Source organism: Pseudomonas sp. FW507-12TSA, assembly GCF_058781435.1.
This window is the reverse complement of the sequence record NZ_JBYSWT010000053.1, coordinates 1-20,055: the sequence shown is the minus strand read 5'-3', so window position 1 is coordinate 20,055 and position 20,055 is coordinate 1. Positions and strand designations below refer to the sequence as shown.

The 20,055-nt window shown below is 65.6% G+C and carries 25 protein-coding genes; 15 read left to right on the top strand and 10 right to left on the bottom strand.

All coding sequences use genetic code 11. The features are described 5' to 3' along the window. Positions 1–3 precede the first annotated feature (3 nt). The gene (locus AC3WK8_RS31355; protein ID WP_085596029.1) at positions 4–663 is read right to left on the bottom strand and encodes a carbonic anhydrase; all 660 of its coding nucleotides are present in this window, start codon (positions 661–663) and stop codon (positions 4–6) included. 108 nt (positions 664–771) lie between these two features. Here AC3WK8_RS31355 and cynR point away from each other — a divergent pair, with 108 nt between their 5' ends. Further along, on the top strand, positions 772–1,659 hold the full coding sequence (cynR, locus tag AC3WK8_RS31350) for a transcriptional regulator CynR (protein ID WP_103327014.1): 888 nt from the start codon (positions 772–774) through the stop codon (positions 1,657–1,659). Here the strand turns inward: cynR and AC3WK8_RS31345 are convergent. After that, entirely contained in the window at positions 1,638–2,420 is a 783-nt protein-coding gene (locus AC3WK8_RS31345; protein ID WP_085596027.1) for a transporter substrate-binding domain-containing protein, read from the bottom strand. The two genes, cynR and AC3WK8_RS31345, sit on opposite strands and share 22 nt — an antisense overlap. Before the next feature lie 174 nt (positions 2,421–2,594). Here AC3WK8_RS31345 and AC3WK8_RS31340 point away from each other — a divergent pair, with 174 nt between their 5' ends. From AC3WK8_RS31340 to AC3WK8_RS31325, 4 genes are all read left to right on the top strand, one after another. After that, positions 2,595–3,251 (top strand): class I SAM-dependent methyltransferase, encoded by a 657-nt coding sequence (locus AC3WK8_RS31340; protein ID WP_085596026.1) that lies wholly within the window; start codon positions 2,595–2,597, stop codon positions 3,249–3,251. Positions 3,252–3,373: 122 nt separating this feature from the next. Further along, positions 3,374–4,507, top strand: coding sequence for a ribonuclease D (rnd, locus tag AC3WK8_RS31335; protein ID WP_103327015.1), 1,134 nt, complete (start codon positions 3,374–3,376; stop codon positions 4,505–4,507). Next, entirely contained in the window at positions 4,504–4,797 is a 294-nt protein-coding gene (locus tag AC3WK8_RS31330) for a YcgL domain-containing protein (RefSeq protein ID WP_031321118.1), read from the top strand. The genes rnd and AC3WK8_RS31330 overlap by 4 nt, the downstream gene beginning before the upstream one ends. Positions 4,798–4,916: 119 nt before the next feature. Further along, positions 4,917–5,849 carry a D-2-hydroxyacid dehydrogenase gene (locus AC3WK8_RS31325; RefSeq protein WP_022642905.1) on the top strand — a complete coding sequence of 311 codons (933 nt, stop codon included), beginning with the start codon at positions 4,917–4,919 and terminating at the stop codon, positions 5,847–5,849. A gap of 40 nt (positions 5,850–5,889) precedes the next feature. Here AC3WK8_RS31325 and AC3WK8_RS31320 read toward each other — a convergent pair whose 3' ends face one another. Continuing rightward, the gene (locus AC3WK8_RS31320) at positions 5,890–6,483 is read right to left on the bottom strand and encodes a nitroreductase family protein (protein WP_085596025.1); all 594 of its coding nucleotides are present in this window, start codon (positions 6,481–6,483) and stop codon (positions 5,890–5,892) included. A 270-nt stretch (positions 6,484–6,753) separates the two neighbouring features. Here AC3WK8_RS31320 and AC3WK8_RS31315 point away from each other — a divergent pair, with 270 nt between their 5' ends. After that, entirely contained in the window at positions 6,754–7,203 is a 450-nt protein-coding gene (locus AC3WK8_RS31315) for a YcgN family cysteine cluster protein (RefSeq protein ID WP_022642907.1), read from the top strand. Between the two features lie 76 nt (positions 7,204–7,279). Beyond that, entirely contained in the window at positions 7,280–8,515 is a 1,236-nt protein-coding gene (locus tag AC3WK8_RS31310; RefSeq protein WP_103327017.1) for a hypothetical protein, read from the top strand. A 9-nt stretch (positions 8,516–8,524) separates the two neighbouring features. Here AC3WK8_RS31310 and AC3WK8_RS31305 read toward each other — a convergent pair whose 3' ends face one another. The 4 genes from AC3WK8_RS31305 to AC3WK8_RS31290 form a co-directional block, all read right to left on the bottom strand. After that, positions 8,525–8,899 (bottom strand): YgaP family membrane protein, encoded by a 375-nt coding sequence (locus AC3WK8_RS31305; RefSeq protein WP_085596024.1) that lies wholly within the window; start codon positions 8,897–8,899, stop codon positions 8,525–8,527. A gap of 83 nt (positions 8,900–8,982) precedes the next feature. Further along, positions 8,983–9,450, bottom strand: coding sequence for an RNA methyltransferase (locus AC3WK8_RS31300; RefSeq protein WP_031321120.1), 468 nt, complete (start codon positions 9,448–9,450; stop codon positions 8,983–8,985). A gap of 220 nt (positions 9,451–9,670) precedes the next feature. Next, complete coding sequence (locus AC3WK8_RS31295; protein ID WP_103327018.1) at positions 9,671–10,048, bottom strand: YajD family HNH nuclease; 378 nt, start codon at positions 10,046–10,048, stop codon at positions 9,671–9,673. A gap of 49 nt (positions 10,049–10,097) precedes the next feature. Then, positions 10,098–10,784: a spermidine synthase gene (locus tag AC3WK8_RS31290; RefSeq protein WP_103327020.1), complete on the bottom strand. Its 687-nt coding sequence runs from the start codon at positions 10,782–10,784 to the stop codon at positions 10,098–10,100. A 75-nt stretch (positions 10,785–10,859) separates the two neighbouring features. On the opposite strand from AC3WK8_RS31290, the gene AC3WK8_RS31285 reads away from it, so the two are divergent. Next, positions 10,860–11,165 carry a hypothetical protein gene (locus AC3WK8_RS31285; protein WP_085596021.1) on the top strand — a complete coding sequence of 102 codons (306 nt, stop codon included), beginning with the start codon at positions 10,860–10,862 and terminating at the stop codon, positions 11,163–11,165. 18 nt (positions 11,166–11,183) lie between these two features. On the opposite strand, the gene AC3WK8_RS31280 is transcribed toward AC3WK8_RS31285, so the two are convergent. Then, positions 11,184–11,657, bottom strand: coding sequence for a cyclic nucleotide-binding domain-containing protein (locus AC3WK8_RS31280; protein WP_152896909.1), 474 nt, complete (start codon positions 11,655–11,657; stop codon positions 11,184–11,186). An 80-nt stretch (positions 11,658–11,737) separates the two neighbouring features. After that, positions 11,738–13,792: a S9 family peptidase gene (locus AC3WK8_RS31275; RefSeq protein ID WP_103327023.1), complete on the bottom strand. Its 2,055-nt coding sequence runs from the start codon at positions 13,790–13,792 to the stop codon at positions 11,738–11,740. 109 nt (positions 13,793–13,901) lie between these two features. Here AC3WK8_RS31275 and AC3WK8_RS31270 point away from each other — a divergent pair, with 109 nt between their 5' ends. Genes AC3WK8_RS31270 through AC3WK8_RS31260 form a run of 3 tightly spaced genes read left to right on the top strand, consistent with a single transcriptional unit; the run spans position 13,902 to position 15,741 of the window. After that, entirely contained in the window at positions 13,902–14,378 is a 477-nt protein-coding gene (locus AC3WK8_RS31270; protein WP_022642915.1) for a hypothetical protein, read from the top strand. Positions 14,379–14,411: 33 nt separating this feature from the next. Next, complete coding sequence (locus AC3WK8_RS31265) at positions 14,412–15,188, top strand: class II glutamine amidotransferase (RefSeq protein WP_085596018.1); 777 nt, start codon at positions 14,412–14,414, stop codon at positions 15,186–15,188. A 10-nt stretch (positions 15,189–15,198) separates the two neighbouring features. After that, positions 15,199–15,741 carry a DUF2937 family protein gene (locus tag AC3WK8_RS31260; protein WP_053135249.1) on the top strand — a complete coding sequence of 181 codons (543 nt, stop codon included), beginning with the start codon at positions 15,199–15,201 and terminating at the stop codon, positions 15,739–15,741. A 16-nt stretch (positions 15,742–15,757) separates the two neighbouring features. Here the strand turns inward: AC3WK8_RS31260 and AC3WK8_RS31255 are convergent, their stop codons facing one another. Continuing rightward, positions 15,758–16,678, bottom strand: a complete 921-nt coding sequence (locus AC3WK8_RS31255) for a LysR family transcriptional regulator (protein WP_103327025.1) — start codon at positions 16,676–16,678, stop codon at positions 15,758–15,760. A 133-nt stretch (positions 16,679–16,811) separates the two neighbouring features. On the opposite strand from AC3WK8_RS31255, the gene AC3WK8_RS31250 reads away from it, so the two are divergent. The 4 genes from AC3WK8_RS31250 to AC3WK8_RS31235 form a co-directional block, all read left to right on the top strand. Continuing rightward, entirely contained in the window at positions 16,812–18,095 is a 1,284-nt protein-coding gene (locus tag AC3WK8_RS31250) for an MFS transporter (protein ID WP_103327027.1), read from the top strand. Positions 18,096–18,161: 66 nt separating this feature from the next. Beyond that, positions 18,162–18,914 carry a 5-oxoprolinase subunit PxpA gene (locus AC3WK8_RS31245; RefSeq protein WP_085596016.1) on the top strand — a complete coding sequence of 251 codons (753 nt, stop codon included), beginning with the start codon at positions 18,162–18,164 and terminating at the stop codon, positions 18,912–18,914. Next, a complete protein-coding gene (locus tag AC3WK8_RS31240) occupies positions 18,911–19,615 on the top strand; it encodes a 5-oxoprolinase subunit B family protein (RefSeq protein ID WP_103327028.1) in 705 nt (234 codons plus the stop codon). Before AC3WK8_RS31245 ends, AC3WK8_RS31240 begins: the two co-directional genes overlap by 4 nt. Then, a partial coding sequence (locus AC3WK8_RS31235) for a 5-oxoprolinase subunit C family protein (protein ID WP_492574097.1) occupies positions 19,612–20,055 on the top strand: 444 nt, incomplete at its 3' end. The genes AC3WK8_RS31240 and AC3WK8_RS31235, both read left to right, overlap by 4 nt.

The window sequence follows — 20,055 nt, the reverse complement described above, 5'->3', positions numbered from 1 at the left end:
TGCTCAGGCAGCGGTCGAAGGGCGGCTGGCCAAGGCGCAGGTATGCGGGTGCTCGGCCAGGGAGACGAAGCGCCGGGTAGGGCCGTCGAGGGCGGCGATGGCGCCGCTCTCGATGTCGTAGACCCAGCCATGCAGGTTCAGCCGGCCCTGTTCCAGGGCCAAGGCCACCGAGGGGTGCGTCTTCAGGTTAGCCAACTGGGCGATGATGTTGTCCTGTACCAGGGCGTCCAGGTGTTCGGCGGGCGAGGCATGGCGCCGCGCGGCGTTGATCACCCGGGCCGATTCGGCGTGGCGCAGCCAGTTGGCCACGGCTGGCAGGTGGTCCAGGCATTTGCAGGTGGAGAGGGCGGTCATGGCGCCACAATCGGAGTGGCCGCAGATAACGATATCGCTCACCCCCAGTACCGCCACCGCGTATTCCACCGTGGCCGATACGCCGCCGGGCTCGGGGCCGTAGCTGGGCACGATGTTGCCGGCGTTACGGATCACGAACAGGTCGCCGGGCTCCTGCTGGGTCAGCAGTTCCGGTACCACCCGGCTGTCGGAGCACGTGACGAACAGCGTGCCGGGGCTCTGGGAGCTGGCCAGTTGCTTGAACAGTTCGCTGCGCTGGGGGAAGGCTTCGCGCTGGAACTTGAGGAAGCCGTCGATGATGTGCTGCATGGGGGTCTCCTTGCGTCGCTGATGGGGCAAGGATGGGAGTTTTCAGCTATAGCGTCCAAGATCGGTTTATTATGCTTTCCATAAGCCATACCTATAGTTGGAGCCATCATGCTCTTGCGTCATATCCGTTACCTGCTGGCCGTTGCCGAGCACAGCAACTTCACCCGCGCCGCCGAGGCGCTGCACGTGTCGCAGCCGACCTTGTCGCAACAGGTCAAGCAACTGGAGGAGTCACTGGGGGCGCCGTTGTTCGATCGTTCCGGGCGCAGCGTGCGCCTGACCGACGCTGGCCAGGCCTATGTCGCCTATGCCCGGCGTGCCCTGCAGGACCTGGAAGCCGCCCGGCGGGCCATGCATGACGTACAGGACCTGAGCCGCGGCTCGTTGCGCCTGGCCCTGACCCCGACCTTCACCGCCTACCTGGCCGGGCCTTTGCTCAGCCGCTTCAACCAGTGCTATCCGGGCATCCGCCTGAGCATCGAGGAAATGACCCAGGATCGCCTGGAGGCGGCCCTGGCCGAGGATCGCCTGGACCTGGGCATTGCCTTTGCCGGCGAACACCTGGCGGAAATCGAGCCCCAGGACCTGTTCAGCGAGACCCTGAGCCTGGTGGTCGGCCCGCAGTACCAGGCCAGGGAGCAAGAGCCGCTGGATGCCGCGGCGCTGGGGCGTCAATCGCTGGCGTTGCTCAGTGGCGACTTCGCCACCCGCCGCCATATCGACCTGTATTGTCGCCAGCAGGGCATTGCGCCATGCATTGCCATCGAGGCCAATTCGGTCAGTGCGCTGGTGGAGATCGTGCGTCGCGGGCAGCTGGTGACATTGTTGCCCAGTGCCATAGCCCGGGAACAACCGGGCTTGCGCGCGCTGGCCCTGGCCTCACCCCTGGCGCCGCGCAGCGTGGTGCTGCTGGGGCGCCGGGGTGCCTATCGCAGTGCGGCTTGCCAGGCCTTCCGGCAGTTGCTGGAGCAGGATTACGGCGCCGCCAACCACTGATTGACCACCTGGTCGTAGGCGCCGGTGGCCTTGCTCAGGTGCAGCCACTGGTCGACGTAGCTCTTCCAGGCCACATCGTCCCGGGGCAGGAGGAAGGCCTTCTCGCTGTACTGCAGGGCATGCTCGGGGTTGACCGCACACAGCCCCGGCTTGCGCCGCTGCTGGAAGCGCGCCTCCGAGGCATCGGTGATCATCACGTCGGCCTTGTGGCTGAGCAACTGGTCGAAGATCTTCACATTGTCGGCGAACAGGGTCAGGTTGGCGTTGGGCAGGCGCGTGCGGGCGAAGACCTCGTTGGTGCCTCCCGGGGGTTCGATCAGGCGCACCGAGGGCTGGTTGATCTGTTCCACCGTCTGGTAGCGCTTGAGATCCTGGCAGCGCACCAGGGGGATCTTGCCGTCGACGCCCAGGGGCTGGCTGAAGAAGGCCTTCTTCTGGCGCTCCAGGGACACCGAGACGCCGCCGACGGCGATGTCGCACTGCTGGCTCTGGAAGTCCGCCATCAGGCCCTTCCAGGTGGTGTTGACCCACTTCACCCGGACCCCGAGGCTCTGGGCCAGGGACTCGGCGAGGCTGATGTCGATGCCCTCGTAGTGCCCGTCGTCGCGCAGGTAGCTGTAGGGCTTGTAGTCGCCGGTGGTGCAGACCGTCAGGTGGCCGCTTTCCAGCACCTGGTCCAGGCGTGAGGTCGGCTCCTGGGCCAGGCAGAGGGCGGGGGCCGCGAGGCCCAACAGGGTACTGAGCAGAAGGCGCGGGAGCATCGAGTCGTTCCTTGAATGGCGGCAGGGCATAGTGCAGGAGCCATGTCGGGCCGGGCAAGGGCCCGGAACCCGGCGCACAACTGCGGCCAATGGCTGTTTGACCGGCTTTCGACCTTTTTTTCACGAATGGCTGGTTAACCTGTGGCCCAGGATCACCACCAGAGCTCACCCGTCATGTCGTCCCACCCCCCACCGTCCATCGAGCTGGAGTTCGCTCGGCGCTACGACCAGGAGCACGCGCGCGTCTGCCGTGAACCTCGTCCTACCGGGATGGGCACGCGCCTCGGGTTGTGGCGCATGGCGCACCTGGTACGCCATGCGCTGAAGGTCGCCGGCGAACCGGGGCTGATCCTCGACGTGGCCTGCGGCGCCGGGCGCTACTGGCCGTTGCTGGCCGAGCATGGCAACCGGGTGATCCTCGCGGCGGATCCATCCCAGGACATGCTGAATCATGCCCAGACCCATCATCCGGCCGGCCTGATGAAGCGGGTCAAGACCTTCCACAGCTCGGCGTTCGATATCGGGCTGTCGGCCAACGCGGTGGACAGCATCATCTGCATGCAGTTGTTCGCCCACATCCTCCATGGCGAAGATCGCCTGGCCCTGCTGCGCGAATTCCACCGGGTCAGCCGTGACTCGGTGATCGTCGCCGCCCGGGTCGAATTCTTCCTCAAGGCCTGGCGGCCAGCGGTGCAAACGGGCCTGCCAGTGACCGACAAGGCGCAGCTGGAAAAAGAGTTCGCCGAGGCTGGATTCGAGATCCTCAGCCACCAGGACTTGCTGCCTGGTTGCGCACCTTCACGGGTCTACGTGCTGAGAAAACAGGGTTAGTCCCGGCTCTCGGACTATTCTTGCTCTCCGGCAGCAGATTTCGCGCTTGCTCTTATCGGGTCAATGCTCGGAAATCGCCGGGGGCGATATATACTGCGCGCCATTCTTCAAGGGAGAGCCGTGTGGCCATCGATATTCACTGGATTCGCGACAACGATAGCCTCGGTCAGCTTTGCGCCGAATGGCAGCAATTGCCCTTCGTCGCCCTCGACACCGAATTCATGCGGGTCGACACTTTCTACCCCATCGCCGGCCTGTTGCAGGTAGGCGATGGGCAGCGCGCCTACCTGATTGACCCTTTGACCATCGACAACTGGCAACCCCTGGCCGAATTGCTGGAGAACCCGGCGGTGGTCAAGGTGGTGCATGCCTGCAGCGAGGACCTGGAAGTCCTGTTGCGTCTGACCGGCAGCCTGCCCGCGCCGTTGTTCGATACGCAACTGGCGGCCGCCTACCTGAACCTGGGGTTCTCCATGGGCTACTCGCGCCTGGTGCAGGAAGTCCTGGGCATCGAATTGCCCAAGGGCGAGACCCGCTCCGATTGGCTGCAGCGCCCGCTGTCGGAAACCCAGGTCAGCTACGCCGCCGAGGATGCCTTGCACCTGGCCCAGGTGTTCAGCCAACTGCGTCCGAAGCTGTCCGAGGACAAGTATCGCTGGGTGCTCGAGGACGGCGCCGAACTGGTGGCCAACCTGCGCCGCGAAGTGGACCCCAACGAGGTCTACCGCGATGCCAAGCTGGCCTGGAAGCTGTCCCGCGCCCAACTGGCGGTACTGCGCGAGCTGTGTGCCTGGCGCGAGCGGGAAGCCCGCGCCCGTGACCTGCCACGCAACCGTATCGTGCGTGAGCATGCGCTCTGGCCCCTGGCCAGGACCCAGCCCGATACCCTGTCGGCGCTGGCCAAGATCGAAGACATGCATCCGCGCACCGTGCGCCAGGATGGCGAGTTCCTTCTCGACCTGATCAAGCGCAGCGCCAAGCTGGGCCCGGAGCACTGGCCGCCGGCCCTGCCCGAGCCATTGCCGATCGAAGCCTCGGCCCTGCTCAAGCGCCTCAAGGCCGTGGGCCAGGCCGAAGCCGAGCGCCTGGGCATCGCCCCGGAGCTGATGCTGCGCAAGAAAACCCTGGAGAGCCTGCTCAAGAGCGGCTTCCCCAGCGGACCCTACCAATTGCCCGATTCGCTGCGTGGCTGGCGCCGCGAATTGATGGGCCAGGCGCTGCTGGATAGCCTGGCCACCGCCGGAGAACAGCCTTGAAACGTATCTGCTCCATCTACAGAAGTCCGCGCAAGAACGAGATGTACCTCTATGTGCTCAAGAGCGAAGCACTGGAGCGCGTGCCGGAAACCCTGCTGGCGGCTTTCGGCAAGCCGCAGCATGCCTTCGACCTGGTATTGACCCCGGAGCGCCAGCTGGCCCGGGAAGACATCCAGAAGGTGCTGGAGAACCTCGACAAGCAGGGATATCACCTGCAGATGCCACCGGCGGAAGACGAGTACATCGAGCACTTGCCCGAAGAGCTGCTGCGCCGCAATGATCCGGTCTGACTCCTAGGCGCTCGATCCCGGGCGCTTTCCCTGTGCACCTGACTGACCTGGCCGCCGCCTGGAACGATGGAGCGATACTCCGTCGGCGGTGGCCTGTACCGTTTTTTAAGGTTTGAACCATGCGCGTTCTGATTGCCGAACACGATCACGCTGTTTATGCCCGCCTGTTGCGTCAGGCGGCCCCGGACCTGGATGTGCTGACCAGCGGCGATTCCGCCGAGCTGGCTCGCCTGGCGGTGGACTGCCCGGTATGGCTGGGCCAGCCGGACCTGCTGGCGACCCTGCTGCGCCAGGGGCACAAGCCCCAGTGGCTGCAATCGACCTGGGCCGGCATCACGCCGCTGCTGGCCGACGGATTGCCCCGGCATTACCGGCTGACCCGGGCGGTGGGGATCTTTGGTCAGGTGATGGCCGAGTACGTGCTGACCTACATCCTGGGCCATGAGCGTGAAGTGCTGGCGCGGCTGGTCAGCCAGGTGGAACGCAAGTGGGACAACCGCCTGGGCCAGAGCCTGGTGGGGCGCAAGGTACTGATCGTCGGGACTGGCGATATCGGCCAGAGCGTGGCGCAGTTCCTAGTGCCGTTCGGGGTCAAGCTGTATGGCATCGCCAGCCGGCCCCGGGAGCAGGCGCCCTTCGTCGAAGTGGCCGGCCTGGAGGACCTGGGACGCTTGGTGGGGGAGGTGGATTACGTGGTCAACCTGCTGCCCAACACCCCGAGCACCCACGACCTGTACGACGCGGCGCTGTTCAAGCAGTTCAAGTCCACCGGGCTGTTCATCAACGTCGGCCGCGGGGTCTCGGTGGTCGACGCGGACCTGGTGCAGGCTCTAAAGGATGGCCATCTGGCGGGCGCGGTGATCGATGTCTGCCGCCAGGAACCGCTGCCACAGCGGCATCCGTTCTGGACCGCCTGGGGCTTGCTGCTCACCGGCCACAGTTCCGCCCCCACCTCGCCGGAGCTGATGGTGCAACTGTTCGTGGAAAACCTGCGGGCCTACCAGGCCAAGCAGCCCCTGCGCGGCGAAGTGGACTTCGCCCGGGGCTACTAGGACGCCGGAGTGGCAAGCTTGAGGCTTGAGGCTTGAGGCTTTAGAGGTTGAAGTCGCCTTCGGCTACGGTTTCGCTCAGCGGGCGACGCGGGCTCGGTACTTCGCGGGCCTGCAGGTACTCGGCCAGGGTCGACTTGTCGCCCAGCTTGCCCACCGCGACGGCGGCGTGCAGCGCATAGCCATCGGGAATCTTCAGCTCCTTGCGGGTCAGTTCCTGGTCGAAACCAGCCATGCCGTGGGTGTGCCAGCCACTGAGGCTGGCCTGCAGCGCCAGGTGGCCCCAGGCCGATCCGGTGTCGAAGGTGTGCCACAGGGCCGGGGTTTCCTCGCTGGCGCCAGGGGCGGCGAAGGTGGTCTTGGAGATCACGATCACCAGCGCCGAGGCGTGTTGTGCCCAGCCGCGGTTGAACTCGTTGAGCAGGCCCAGGAAGCGCTCCCAGTTCGGCGTGTCTCGCCGGGCATAGAGAAAGCGCCAGGGTTGCGAGTTGTAGGCCGAAGGCGCCCAGCGTGCGGCTTCGAAGAAACTCAGCAGGGTTTTCTCAGGGATGGTTTCTGCGGTGAAGGCTCGTGGCGACCAGCGCTCGGTGAATTGCGGGTGGATGGCGTGGTCGGCAACGCGAGGATTGGCGCTCATGCAAAGACTCCATACAACGTTGGGAAAATGGAATAACCGGCAGGCGCAGTTGGCTGGGCGCAGAGGCTTTCCTGACCCCGTGGGGTGCGCCGGATACAACGCGGTGAGCGTGGATGGCATCCGGGGCGAGGGTCGGTTCGGAAAGCAAAGCTACTGTGCCCATTGGCGGCTGGCAAGCTCCGGGCTACCGACAGTCGCCAGTGCTTGGCCCGCCGGGCCTTCGGCACTAGACTGGCGGCCTTTTCACCCTCGGATACTGATGCTTGAGCCATGGCCGCCAAAGTCGAACCTTTCTGGATACGCAAGACCCTCGAACAACTCGACCAGGAGGAATGGGAGTCGTTGTGCGATGGCTGCGGCCTGTGCTGCCTGCAAAAGCTCGAGGATGAGGACGACAACAGCGTCTACTACACGCGTATCGCCTGCAAGCTGCTGGACCTCAAGACCTGCCAGTGCACCGACTACCCCAACCGCCGCGAGTCGGTGCCCGACTGCATCCAGCTGACCCCGGGCAAGGCCGACGAGTTCAAGTGGCTGCCGCCCACCTGCGGCTACCGCCTGGTAAGCGAAGGCAAGGACCTGCCGCTCTGGCATCACCTGGTGTGCGGCGATCGCGATGCGGTGCACCACGAGCGGATTTCTCAATCCGGACGCATGCTCGCCGAGGGCAGCGTTGCGGAAGATGATTGGGAAGACCATCTGATTTTCCGCGCGGGCTGAGCTTGCCCGGCCGCCTTTCAAGGCCGCATGGGCTGGGTGCATGGCTCGCAGACAGGATCTCAAGCAAGGAGTGTGTATGAGGGTGGGGGCGAAGCTGGCGCTGGCCTGGGTGCTGCTGGGATTGAGCGCAGCGGCTGTCGCGGCGAAGAAGGTCGATCTGGATTATCACGTGCGGTTCCTGTCCCAGGGCGACCAGGCTGAAGTGCGCCTGAGCCTGGCTGACGGCGCGGCGCTGCGCAGCCTGGACTTCGACCTGGGCAAGGACGGCGACTACAGCGACTTCAAGGCCGATGGCCAATGGCAGGCCGCCACCACCGAGGCGGGTGGCCGACGTGGCACCTGGCGCCCGGCCGGCGGCAAGGCCAGCCTGAGCTATCGGGTACGCCTGAGCCACAGCCCGAAGAAGGGCAGCTACGACAGCCGCAGCACCGCCAACTGGGCCTTGTTGCGCGGCGAGACGCTGGTGCCGCCGGCCCGGCTCGACCAGCAAGATGGCGTCGAGCTGGTGGCGCGCCTGGACTTCGAACTGCCCAGCGGCTGGAAGAGCGTCGAGACCGCCTGGCCACGTATCGGCAAGCACCGCTTTCGCATCGATAACCCCGAACGCCTGTTCGATCGCCCCACCGGCTGGATGCTCGCCGGTAACCTGGGCAGCCGCCGCACCCGCCTGGGCGCTACGGAAGTCAGCGTGGTGTCGCCCCTGGGCCAGGGGATGCGGCGCATGGATGTTTTGACCCTGCTGACCTTCGTCTGGCCCCAGGTGCAAGCGGTGTTTCCACGCCAGCCGGGCAAGCTGCTGATCGTCGGCGCCGCCGATCCGATGTGGCGCGGCAGCCTCGCCGGTCGCGATTCGTTGTACCTGCATAGCCGCCTGCCGCTGGTCAGCGAGAGCGGTGCCAGTCCGTTGCTGCGCGAGTTGGTGCAATCCTTGGGGCGCATCAACGATAGCCAGCACAGCGACTGGATCAGCGAAGGCCTGGCCGAGTACTACGCCATCGAGCTGCTGCGCCGGGCCGGTGGCATCAGCGACGAGCGCTACCAAGTACTGCACAAGCGCCTGGTGCGGGACGGCCAGGGCGTCAGCAGTTTGCGCGGCGAGCAAGTGAATGCAGCGACCGTGGCCCGAGCCGTGCTGCTGTTACAGGAACTGGACCGGGAGATTCGCCTGAAGACCCGCAACAAGCGCTCGCTGGACGATGTGCTGCAAGGGGCGATGCGCCTGGAGCGCGTCACTACCGCTGAGTTCATCCAGCTGGGCGAGAGCGTGCTGGGCGGATCGTCCCAGGTGCTGGACAGCCCGCTGCTGCGCTGAGTCGCCCGCTCAGACCTTGGTTTCGGGCGCCTTGGCCGCTTCCTCGACCGTCTTGGCGGTGCGTTCCACGACATCGGCGTTGGCCTTGAGATCGCGCAACTGCGCCCCGGCGCGCTCGATCCTGCTTCGCACGTCCTGCATGTCCCGGCGGCTCTTTTCCAGCAGGCTCTTGGCCGAGCTGTGTCCGGTGATGCCGCGGGCCAGGGCCACGCCGCCGATCGCCATCTGCACCAGGCCGAACACGCCGCCCCGGCGCAGGCCCTTGCCCATCATCACCACGCCGCCGGCCAGCGAGCCGATGCGTTCCCAGCCCTGGACGTTCTGCTGTGGATGGCTCTGGAACGGGGTCGACTCGATGGATTGCAGCTGTTTGCGCTCGCTCATGATCAGTCTCCTTGGGGAGGTGGGGGATATAGAGCTGACTGCACCGGGACCTTGCCGGTTCCCGGAGATTAGGCGCAGGTGATTCAGAACTTGGGGCCGGAGCGGGTGTTGTTGCCCTTGGCCAGGCGATCGTAGAGCACCACGTTGACCGTCGCCGCGAGGTTCATGCAGCCGTTGGTGGGGATGTAGATCACGTCTTCGCACCAGTCGCGGATCTCCTTGTCCAGGGAGCCGTCTTCCGGGCCGAAGATGTACAGGGCGCGGTCCGGGTGAGTGTACTCGGGCAACGGGCGAGCGCCCTCAACAAGTTCTACCGCGACCGGGATGCAGCCCAGGGGAAGGATCTTCTTCAGGTCGTCGATGCCGATCAGCGGAATGTCCTGGTGGACCTTCTTGGTATCGGTGACGAAGTCGCGGGCACGCTCATAGCGCTTGCCGGTGTAGAACACCGAGGCGACGCCATAGCAGCCGGCGGCGCGCATCACCGAACCGACGTTCTCCGGCGACTTGGGGTTATACAAACCGATGCAGCTGTACCTTTTGTTTGCCACGAGCGGGAAGCCTTGGAGAAAAAAAGCGCGATTATACGGGGATTGTCCCAGGGCCGGGGGGGCTTGTTGTGGCGAGGGAGCTTGCTCGCGCTGGCGTGCGCAGCACGCCAGGCAGCGGTCGATGCGGTGTAGCAGGCCGGCCGGGGACATAGGCTTTATGGCTGCCTTGCAGTCGAACGGGAGCAAGCTCCCTCGCCACAAGGTGCCCGGCCGCCGGCGCTTACTCCGGGTCTTTGTTCATCAGTCCGGCCAGGGCAGCGAAGGGGTTGTGGGTCGCCTTGGCGACCTTCGGCGTGCTCAGGGAGCCTTCGCCGAAGTACTGCTGGTCGGTGTAGCGCGAGTGCTCGTTGTCATGGCAGTACAGGCACAATAGCTCCCAGTTGGAACCGTCCTGGGGGTTGTTGTCGTGGTTGTGGTCGCGGTGGTGCACGGTCAGCTCGCTCAGGCGCTTGCCGGAGAATTCCCGGGCGCAGCGACCACAGACGTGCGGGTACATTTTCAACGCCTTGTCGCGATAGCCCATTTCCCGATCGCGCTGGGCATCGGCAAGGATACGATCCAGCTTGGACGGGCTGGACGAAGGAGTGGACGAACTCATGGGTTCACCTTTGTAGAAGGACTAATGACGGTAATGGACAAAGTTTAGCTCAGGTCTTGAGCTTCTCGGCAATCCAGATGGTGTGCCGGGTACCGCGATTGCCATGGGCGAAGACCTGTACTTCCTCGGCCTTGAAGCCGGCCTTGCGCAGGCGCTCGGAGAACTGCCGGTCGGCGCTGGCCGACCACACCGCAAGAATGCCCTTGGGCCGCAGGGCTCGGGCGCAGGCAGCCAGGCCGGCGCTGGAGTAGAGCCAGCTGTTGGCTTTCTGGGTCAAGCCTTCGGGGCCGTTGTCGACGTCTAGCATGATCGCGTCGAAACCCTGGGGCTCGGCCTGCAGGACCTTGGCCACGTCCTCCAGGCGGATCACCGTGCGTGGGTCCAGCAGCGGCCGGCCGGACTTTTCGCCGAGCGGGCCACGGTTCCATTCCACCACCCCGGGCACCAGTTCGGCGACCACCACTTCGGCGCTCTTGCCCAGGTGCTTGAGAGCCGCGGCCAGGGTGAAGCCCATGCCCAGGCCGCCGATCAGCACTCGCGAATCAGGGCGTCCGGCGACCTTGCTGCAAGGGATCTGTGCCAGGGCATCTTCGGAGCCGTGCATGCGCGTGTTCATCAATTGGCCGCCGTCGCCGCCCTGGATCTTGATGACGAAATCCTCACCGTATTCGAACAGGCACAAGGCACCGCCGTTTTCAGGAATCGCAGTAGTGTCCAGCAGTACGAAACGTTTCATGGAGATCTCATTGAGGAAGGCAAAACGCCCCGGTTGGGAGTAGCCTGACGCCAGACAATAGCAATGGAGCCATTGATGAAGCGCACTATTCTAACGGTGATCGCCCAAGCGGCGCTCGCCCTCACCGCTACCCTGGCGCTCAGTGCTGGCCCGGCTTTGGCCGACGAGCCGCAAAGCGCCCCGGTGGTCACGCCGACGCCGACCCTGGGCTCGCCGGGAACCGCCACACCGACCCCCTATCCGCAAGTGACTCCGCCCAGCACGCCGAAAGCCGGCAGCAATGGCAGCGCGCCGTTGCTGCCACCCATCGACATGCCCAAGCCGCCCAAGGACCAGACCCTGCCAGGGCTGGAACAGAACGACAGCAAGAGCGGGCACTAGGTCCCCGGGTTTCGTGGTTCAGATCTGCTGCGCGAGCAACTGGCCGTCGGCCATGCGCAGGCGCCTGGACAGCGACACGGCCAGGGCGCGGATGATCTTGGCGGCGATCTTCGGCGCGTCGTTGAGCATCTTCTCCAGGGAGTCCTTGCCCAGGTTGAGCAGTTGGCAATCACTGGCGGCCACGCAAGTGGCCGAGCGCCGCTCGCCATCGAGCACCGCCATTTCGCCAAAGGCGCGCCCGCTGCGCAGGGTGGCGACGCTGACGAGCTGGCCATCATGGCCGCGCTTCTGCACCGCCACCTGGCCACTGTGGATGATGCACATGAAGCTGCCGGCATCGCCCTCATGAAAGATCACATCGCCCTGGGCGATGCTGTTGATGCTGAAGTAGCCGGCGGCGGCGTTGAAGTCGGCGGGCAGCAACTGGTCGAACAGGCCGCAGTCCATCAGCCAGTCGCGGATTTCATTGTTCAGGAGAGTGGGTTCGGACATGGGTCTTTTTCTTGTGTCTGTGGCTCGGGCCCGGATCGGCGGCGGTCCTGGGTTAAGACAGGACCGCCGCCGGGAGTTCCTCAGCCCAGGCCCAGAATGTTCAGGACAAAGGCATATTCGAGGGCTACGTCACGCAATCCCTGGTAGCGCCCGCTCATGCCGCCATGGCCGGCGCCCAGTTCGGTCTTGAGCAACAGCAGGTTGTCGTCGGTCTTGGTGGCGCGCAGCCTGGCCACCCACTTGGCCGCTTCCCAGTACTGCACGCGGCTGTCGTTGTAGCCGGCGATCACCAGGGTGGCCGGGTACGCCTGGGCCCGGACGTTCTCGTAGGGGGCGTAGGCCTTGAGCCGGGCATGCACCTGCGGCTCCTCGGGGTTGCCCCATTCGTCGTACTCGGTGACGGTCAGCGGCAGTTCCGGGTCGAGCATGGTGTTGAGCACGTCGACGAACGGCACTTCGGCAATGGCCACCTGGAACAGCTCGGGGCGCTGGTTGAGCACCGCGCCGATCAACAGGCCGCCGGCACTGCCGCCGCTGATGGCCAGTTGGCCGGAGGTGGTCAGGCCCTGGGCGACCAGGTGCTCGGCACAGGCGATGAAGTCGTCGAAGGTGTTCTGCTTGTGCTCCTGCTTGCCGGCGCGGTACCAGGCCTCGCCCAGTTCACCGCCACCGCGCACGTGGGCGATGGCGAAGGCCACGCCGCGATCGAGCAGGCTCAGGCGGGCATGGGAGAACCAGGGGTCGAGGCTCGCGCCATAGGCACCGTAGCCGTACAGGTAGAGGGGCGTGGGCTGGCCCAGGTACTCGCGCTTGATCACCAGGCTGATGGGCACCTGGGTGCCATCGGCGGCGGTGGCCCACAAGCGCTGGCTGACGTAGGCGTCGGCATCGAACTCGCCCAGCACCGGAGTCTGCTTGAGGACTTGCTGCTGGCCGTCGGCCAGTTGCAGCTGGCGTATCTGGGCCGGGCGGTTGAGGGCTTCGTAGCGCAGGCGGATACGCTCGCTGCCGAACTCCAGGCTGTTCTGCACATGCAGGCTGTAGGCTGCATCCGGCAATTGCACGCGGTAGCCGGGCAGGCCTTGGGGGCGCACTTCGATGATCGGCAGGCCGCCTTCACGCAGGCTCAGGGTCATGGCCCCGGCATTGAGGGTCACGCCGTCGAGCATCACTTCGGGATCGTGCGGCACCAGCAGTTGCCAGGTGTCCTGGGTGGGGACGCCGCCGGTGTCCTGTGCCTGGTAGAGGGCGAAGTTGATGCCATCGCGGTTGCTGCGGATGAACCAGGTCCACTGGCCATCGAGCAGGCCGTGGTCGACATCGTATTCATGGTCTTCGGTGCGCGGCGCGACGCAGGTGAACGGCAGGTGCGGCTGATCGGCGTCCAGGACCCAGGTTTCGCTGGTGGTCTTGCTACCCATGGATAGCAGCAACTGGCGTTCGGAACTGGCGCGGTAGCAATGCAGGAAAAAGCGCCCGTCGGGTTCGTGGAATACCTGCTCAGCGGCGCTGTCGCCTAGGCGGTAGCGCAACAGCTTGTGCGGGCGATGGGTCTCGTCCAGCTCGCCGAAGAACAGGGTCTGGCTGTCGTTGGCCCAGGTCATGCTGCCGTCGCATTGCTCGAATGGCAGTTCGCTGACCTGGTCGTTGGCCAGTTCCTTGACGAACAGGCTGTAGATTTCCTCGCCGCTGGTGTCGAGGCTGTAGGCCAGGCGCTGGTGGTCGGGGCTGATGCTGAACGCACCCAGGGCGAAGAACCCGCCGTTGGCCAGGACGTTCGGGTCCAGCAGCAGCTGCTCACGGCTTTCGTCCACCGCCAGGCTGTCGTCCGCCGGGCGTGGGCAGCGGTAGTGGCGTGGATACTCGTCGCCGGCGGTGGTTCGGGTGTAGTACAGGTACGGTCCCCAGGGCGAGGGCAGGGACAGGTCGGTCTCGAGGATCCGGCCCTTGATCTCCTGGAACAGCGCTTCGCGCAGGGGCGCCTGGCGGGCCAGTTGCTGTTCCTGGTAGCTGTTCTCCGCCTTCAGGTAGTCGAGCACCGCGTCGGTGTCGCGCTCCTGCAGCCAGGCATACGGGTCAGCGCCATCGGCCTTGTGGGCGATCGGGGCGTTGGTGTCATGGGCGGGTAGGGGCATGGGAGGCTCTCGGACGATGACAAATGAGGGCTTGGCAGACGGCGGTGCAGCCTGACACGGGAAAAGTCGTTATCATAAGCGCCTCTTTGCCTGCCTTGCCACGGACACCATGACCGAGAACGACTATCTGATCGCCTGGGGGTGCTACGCCTTCGCCGCCTTGGGCTGCCTGCTGGTGTGGATGCGCCTGACCCGCTGGATGTGGCGCTGGTTGCGCGAGCCGCTGCGCGTGCTGGTGGCGGTGCTGCTGTTCAGCCCGACCATCATCGACCCGGTCAAGGACAAGCTCGCTCCAGCCGTGGCCATCACCGCCCTGGACGTTGCCTTCAAGGTGGGTAACAACGCCTGGCGCGCGGTATCCGACCTGTTCATGTACGGCATGATCGCCTTCGGCGTGTACCTGCTGTTCGTGCTGATCCGCTGGCCCATCGAACGCGCCGCCCGGGAGCGCCGGCAACGCAACGAAGCGGCGAAAGCCGCGGCCAAGGCCGCCGAGGTCGAAGATGACCAGCCCTTTGGCAGCGCCGGCAACGACCGCTACGGCCGCCCGTCCGTGGGTGGCGCGCGGGTCGAGCCACGCCTGTAACCCCGTTTCCGGCACTGCAGCGAGAGTCCGAGCATGTGTGAATTGTTGGGCATGAGCGCCAATGTACCGACCGATATCGTCTTCAGCTTCACCGGGCTGATGCAGCGTGGCGGCCGGACCGGCCCCCACCGCGACGGCTGGGGCATCGCCTTCTACGAAGGCCGCGGCCTGCGCCTGTTCCAGGATCCGGCCGCGAGCAGCGAATCGGAAGTGGCCAACCTGGTGCAGCGCTACCCGATCAAGAGCGAAGTGGTAATCGGCCACATCCGCCAGGCCAACGTCGGCAAGGTCTGCCTGGCCAATACCCATCCTTTCGTCCGCGAGCTGTGGGGCCGCAACTGGTGCTTCGCGCACAACGGCCAGCTGGCGGATTTCCACCCCGAGGCCGGTTTCTACCGGGCCGTGGGCGACACTGACAGCGAGGCGGCGTTCTGCGACCTGCTCAACCGGGTCCGCACGGCTTTTCCCGAGCCGGTGGAGATCGAGCGATTGTTGCCGATACTGATCCAGGCGTGCGGCGAGTACCGCGGCAAGGGCGTGTTCAATGCCCTGCTCAGCGATGGTGACTGGCTGTTCTGCTTCTGCTCCACCAAGCTGGCGCAGATCACCCGGCGCGCACCGTTCGGCCCGGCTCGCTTGAAGGATGTCGATGTGATCGTCGACTTCCAGGCCGAGACCACCCCTGACGACGTGGTCACGGTGATCGCCACCGAACCCTTGACCGAAAACGAAACCTGGACCCGCTACCAGCCGGGACAGTGGAGCCTGTGGCGGCGCGGCGAATGCGTCAGCCAGGGCCAGACCGAATAAGGACATCCCTATGTTGCTCAGTTATCTGCGTCTGGTGCTGTTCGCCGCCGGTCTGTTGATCGGTGTGCAGGTGCCAGGTTTCATCAACGATTACGCCAAGCGTGTCGAAGCCCACCTGATCGAGTCGCAGAACAGCCTGCAGGGCTTCCAGGCCACGGCGCAGCAGTTCTTCAAGGGCGACCTGAACGCCCTGGTGGCCCATTACCGGGCCAGCGACGACCCGGTGTTTCGTAGCGATGCCCAGAGCCTGAGCGCCTTGCTCGGCCGCCAGCAGGCCCTGGACAAGCAGTACCAGGCGATGCAAGGCCCCTGGTACATCCGCTTGCTGCAAGTGGTACTGGCGGCCGACCCCGCGATCCGCCAGGAAACCTGGGATGGCTACAGCTACCAGATCCTGTTGACCCCGGAGGCGATGTCCTGGGCCATGGGCGGCGCCATGTTGCTGTCCTTCGGCCTGGAATGCCTGTATCGGCTGATCGACTGGGTCGTGCTCGGCGGTCGCCGCCAGCGCCAGAGCCGGCCTATCGAAGAGCGCGACCTCAAGGGCCTCTGAGTCCGCGTCGCTGCGCCTACGGGGACGGCGCCAGGAGCAGGTGCTCCTGGCCGACCTGCTGGGCGTAGCGCTGTACCACGCGCTGGCACAGCTGCACGATGTCTTCCACCAGTTCCACCCCCACTCGCCACGACACCACCACCTGCAGGTTCGGCGGGCGCTGCTCGATGTCCAGCAGCGTCAGCTCGCCACGGGCCAGTTCCTCGCGCACCAGGACCGGCGGCAAGGCGCCGATGCCGAAGCCGTCACGCAGCAGCCGAGTGATGGCCGATACCGAATTGACGCAGTTCAGGCGCGGTGCCAGTACGCCGTTGGCCTGCATCAGGCTCAGGATCTGTTGGTGGGGCAGGGAGTTCTTCGAGTAGGTGACGATCCGCTCCCGGGCCAGCTCCACCAGCGAGCCGTAGTGGCGGTTGTAGATCGAGTTGCTGGCGGCGACCCAGCACACCGGATAGCTGGCCAGTTCCAGGCTGCGGATGCTTTCCTGGCGCAGCAGGTCGGTTTGCAGCACCAGGTCGAGAAAGCCTCTTTGCAACTGCTCGCACAGGTTCAGCGAGGTGTCGGCCACCAGCTCGATTTCCACCTGGGGATAGTGATCCATCAGCTGTGCCACCAGGGGGCTGAGCCAGGTGTGGATCACCGTATCCATGACTCCGATGCGCAGCCGTCCGACCTTGCTTGAGGGCGCTTCGATCGATTGCTTCAGCACCTGCAGGGTATCGAGCATCTGCTCGGCATGTTCCAGCACCTTGAGGCCTTCGGGGGTCAGGCTGACGCCCCGCGAATCGCGCCGGAACAGCTTGACCCCCAGCTCGTCCTCGAGCACGGCGATGCGGCTGGACACCGCGGCCTGGGTGGTGCAGAGCTTTTCCGCGGTCAGGCTGAAGTTCTTCAGCCGTGCGACCCAGACGAAGGTTTCGAGGAACTTGAGATTCATGGGATCAACTTTTCTTATGCCTTGGAGCGGCTTTTATTAGTTGGACGTGGGCGCTGCCCGAGTCGAAAAATGCGCCGACCCACGATATGCGTCGTCGTGGTCCAGAACAACACCAATAATCCTGGAGATCGCCATGAGTGCGCCCGAACCACAGGCCGCCAAGGCCCCGCATCGCGTCGGCCCGTTCGACTGGTATCGCGACATCAACCAGCAGGAACGCCGGGCGTTCTGGAGCTGCAAGATCGGCTACGGCCTGGATGGCATGGACACCCAGATGCTCAGCTTCGTGATCCCGACCCTGATCGCCCTGTGGGGCATCACTTCGGCCGAAGCCGGCCTGATCCACACCAGCACCCTGTTGGCATCGGCCCTGGGCGGCTGGATCGCCGGGATCCTGTCCGACCGCATCGGCCGGGTCCGGACCCTGCAGCTCACCGTCTTGTGGTTCGCCTTCTTCACCTTCATCTGTGGCCTGGCCCAGGACTATGAACAGCTTCTGGTGGCCCGGACGCTGATGGGCTTCGGTTTCGGTGGCGAATGGACCGCCGGCGCGGTGCTGATCGGCGAAGTGATCCGCGCCAAGAACCGTGGCAAGGCCGTGGGCATGGTGCAGTCCGGCTGGGCATTGGGCTGGGGCCTGACGGCATTGCTCTATGCACTGTTGTTTTCCCTGCTACCACCGGAAGATGCCTGGCGTGGCCTGTTCATCCTCGGCATCCTGCCGGCGATCTTCGTGATCTTCGTCCGGCGCCTGGTCAAGGACCCCGAGGTCTACCGGGAAACCCGGGCCAAGGAAGCGCCGAGCAATCCGCCGCGCTTCTACGAGATCTTCGCCCCGGGGATTCTCAGCACCACGCTGCGTGCCTCGTTGCTGGCGGCCGGAGCCCAGGGCGGCTACTACGCCATCACCTTCTGGCTGCCCACCTTCCTCAAGACCGAGCGCGGCCTGAGTGTGCTCAGCACCGGCGGCTACCTGGCCATGGTGATCTTCGGATCCTATGTGGGTTATGTGATCAGCGCCTACCTGACCGATATCCTGGGGCGCAAGAAGAACTTCGTGCTGTTCGCCGCCGGCTCCTTCGCCATCGTCCTGCTTTACACCCAGATGTCGGTGAGCAACGAGGCCATGCTCTGGCTGGGCTTTCCCCTGGGGTTCTTCGCTTCGGGCATCTTCAGCGGCATGGGGGCCTTCCTCACCGAGTTGTTCCCCACCCGTATCCGTGGTTCCGGGCAAGGCTTCTGCTACAACAGCGGGCGCGCGGTGGCGGCCCTGTTCCCGCTGTTGATCGGCCTGCTCAGCCAGCATGTGCCCCTGGGCGTGGCCATCGGTACCTTCGCCGCGGTGTCCTATGGCGTGGTGGTGCTGGCCGCCCTGAGCCTGCCGGAGACCCGTGGCAAGGAACTCGAGGCGCGCTAGCTGATAACCTGCGGATACTGCACCCGGCCCCGTGCCGGCACTTATAAGAACACAGGAGCACCGACCATGAGCCGCCTGTTATTGAACTGCGACATCGGCGAAAGCTTCGGCAACTGGACCATGGGCCTGGATGCCGAGGTCATGCCCTTCATCGATTGCGCCAACATCGCCTGCGGTTTCCATGCCGGCGATCCGGGCATCATGCGCAAGACCGTGACCCTGGCCCTGGCCAATGGCGTGCGTATCGGCGCCCACCCGGCCTACCAGGACCTGGCGGGTTTCGGGCGCCGGTCCATGAGCTATTCCGCCACGGAGATCCAGGATCTGCTGCATTACCAGGTCGGTGCCCTCGATGGCATCTGCCGGGCGCAAGGCACCCGTGTCAGCTACATCAAGCCCCACGGCGCCATGTACAACGACATGATGGCCAACCCAGCGCAGCTGCGCGCGGTAATCCAGGCCGTGGCCGCCTACGACCGGCAATTGCCGCTGATGCTCATGGCCACCCGCGACAACCGCGCGGCCCAGGCCCTGGGCGATGAGCACGGCGTGACCCTGTGGTTCGAGGCCTTCGCCGACCGCGCCTACGACAGCGCCGGGCACCTGGTCTCGCGCCAAGTGCCGGGCTCGGTGCACCACGACTCGGACACCATAGTCCGCCAAGCCCTGGCCATCGCCCGTGGCGAACCGCTGGTGGCCAGCGATGGCAGTGCCTTGCTCCTGCAGGCCAATACCTTGTGCGTGCACGGTGACAACGCCAGCTCGGTGGCGGCGGTGCAGCGCATCCGCGAGGCCCTGAACCAGCAGTCCGACTCATGAACTACCGGGTGGAGGTGGCGGCCATCGATTGCCTGATGGTGCGCCTGTTCGATGGGATCGCCGAAGACCACATGCCCTGGATGCTGGCCGCCGCCGAGCGCCTGCGCCAGGGCTTCGGCGTGGATTTGATCGACCTGGTGCCGTCGTATACCACGCTGATGGTGCACTACGACCTGCGCAGCCTGGACCCGGCCCAGGCCCGCGAGCTGATCGATGCGGCCCTGGCGGGCCTGGTTCCGCTGGATGCCGGAGGCGGGCGCGAGCATGTGTTGCCGGTGTGGTACGACCCCAGCGTCGGGCCGGACCTGGCGCTGCTGGCGCGGCGCAGCGGCTTGCCGGTGGCCGAGGTGATCCGCCGGCACAGCCAGCACGAATATCGGGTGTTCGCCCTGGGTTTCGCTCCCGGTTTCGCCTTCATGGGCCTGGTGGCGCCTGAACTGGCGGCGCCCCGGCTCGATACCCCGCGCAAGCGCGTGGCGGCGGGCAGCGTCGGCATCGCCGAACGCCAGACCGCGGCCTATCCGGCGGTGTCGCCGGGGGGCTGGAACCTGATCGGGCGAACCCCGAGCCGCTTGTTCGACCGCGAGCGCGAGGGCTACAGCCTGTTGCAGCCGGGAGACCGGGTGCGCTTCGCGGCAGTGGAGCGGGCCGAGTTCCTGCGCCTGGGTGGTGACGACAGTCCGCTGGAGGTGCCGGCATGAGCCGTTTGTCGATCGAGGCCAGCACGCCCTTGTGCCTGCTGCAGGACGCCGGGCGGTTCGGTGTGCGCCACCTGGGCGTGACCCAGGGCGGGGCGCTGGACTGGGTGTCGATGTCCTGGGCCAACTGGCTGCTGGACAATGCCCTGGACGCACCGGTGCTGGAGATCACCCTCGGCGGCCTGACCTTGCTGGCCGAGGACTACTGCCTGCTGGCGTTGGCCGGGGCCGACCTGGGGGCCTATGTGGATGAGCGCCCGCTGACCCCGGGGCGCAGTTTCGTCCTGCTGAAGGGCCAGCGCTTGCGCTTTACCCAGCCGCATTCCGGGGCCCGGGCCTATCTTGCGGCCCCTGGCGGTTTCGACGCGCCGCAGGTATTGGGCAGTTGTTCCAGTGTGCAGCGCGAGGCCCTGGGTGGCCTGGACGGGCAGGGGCGGGCGTTG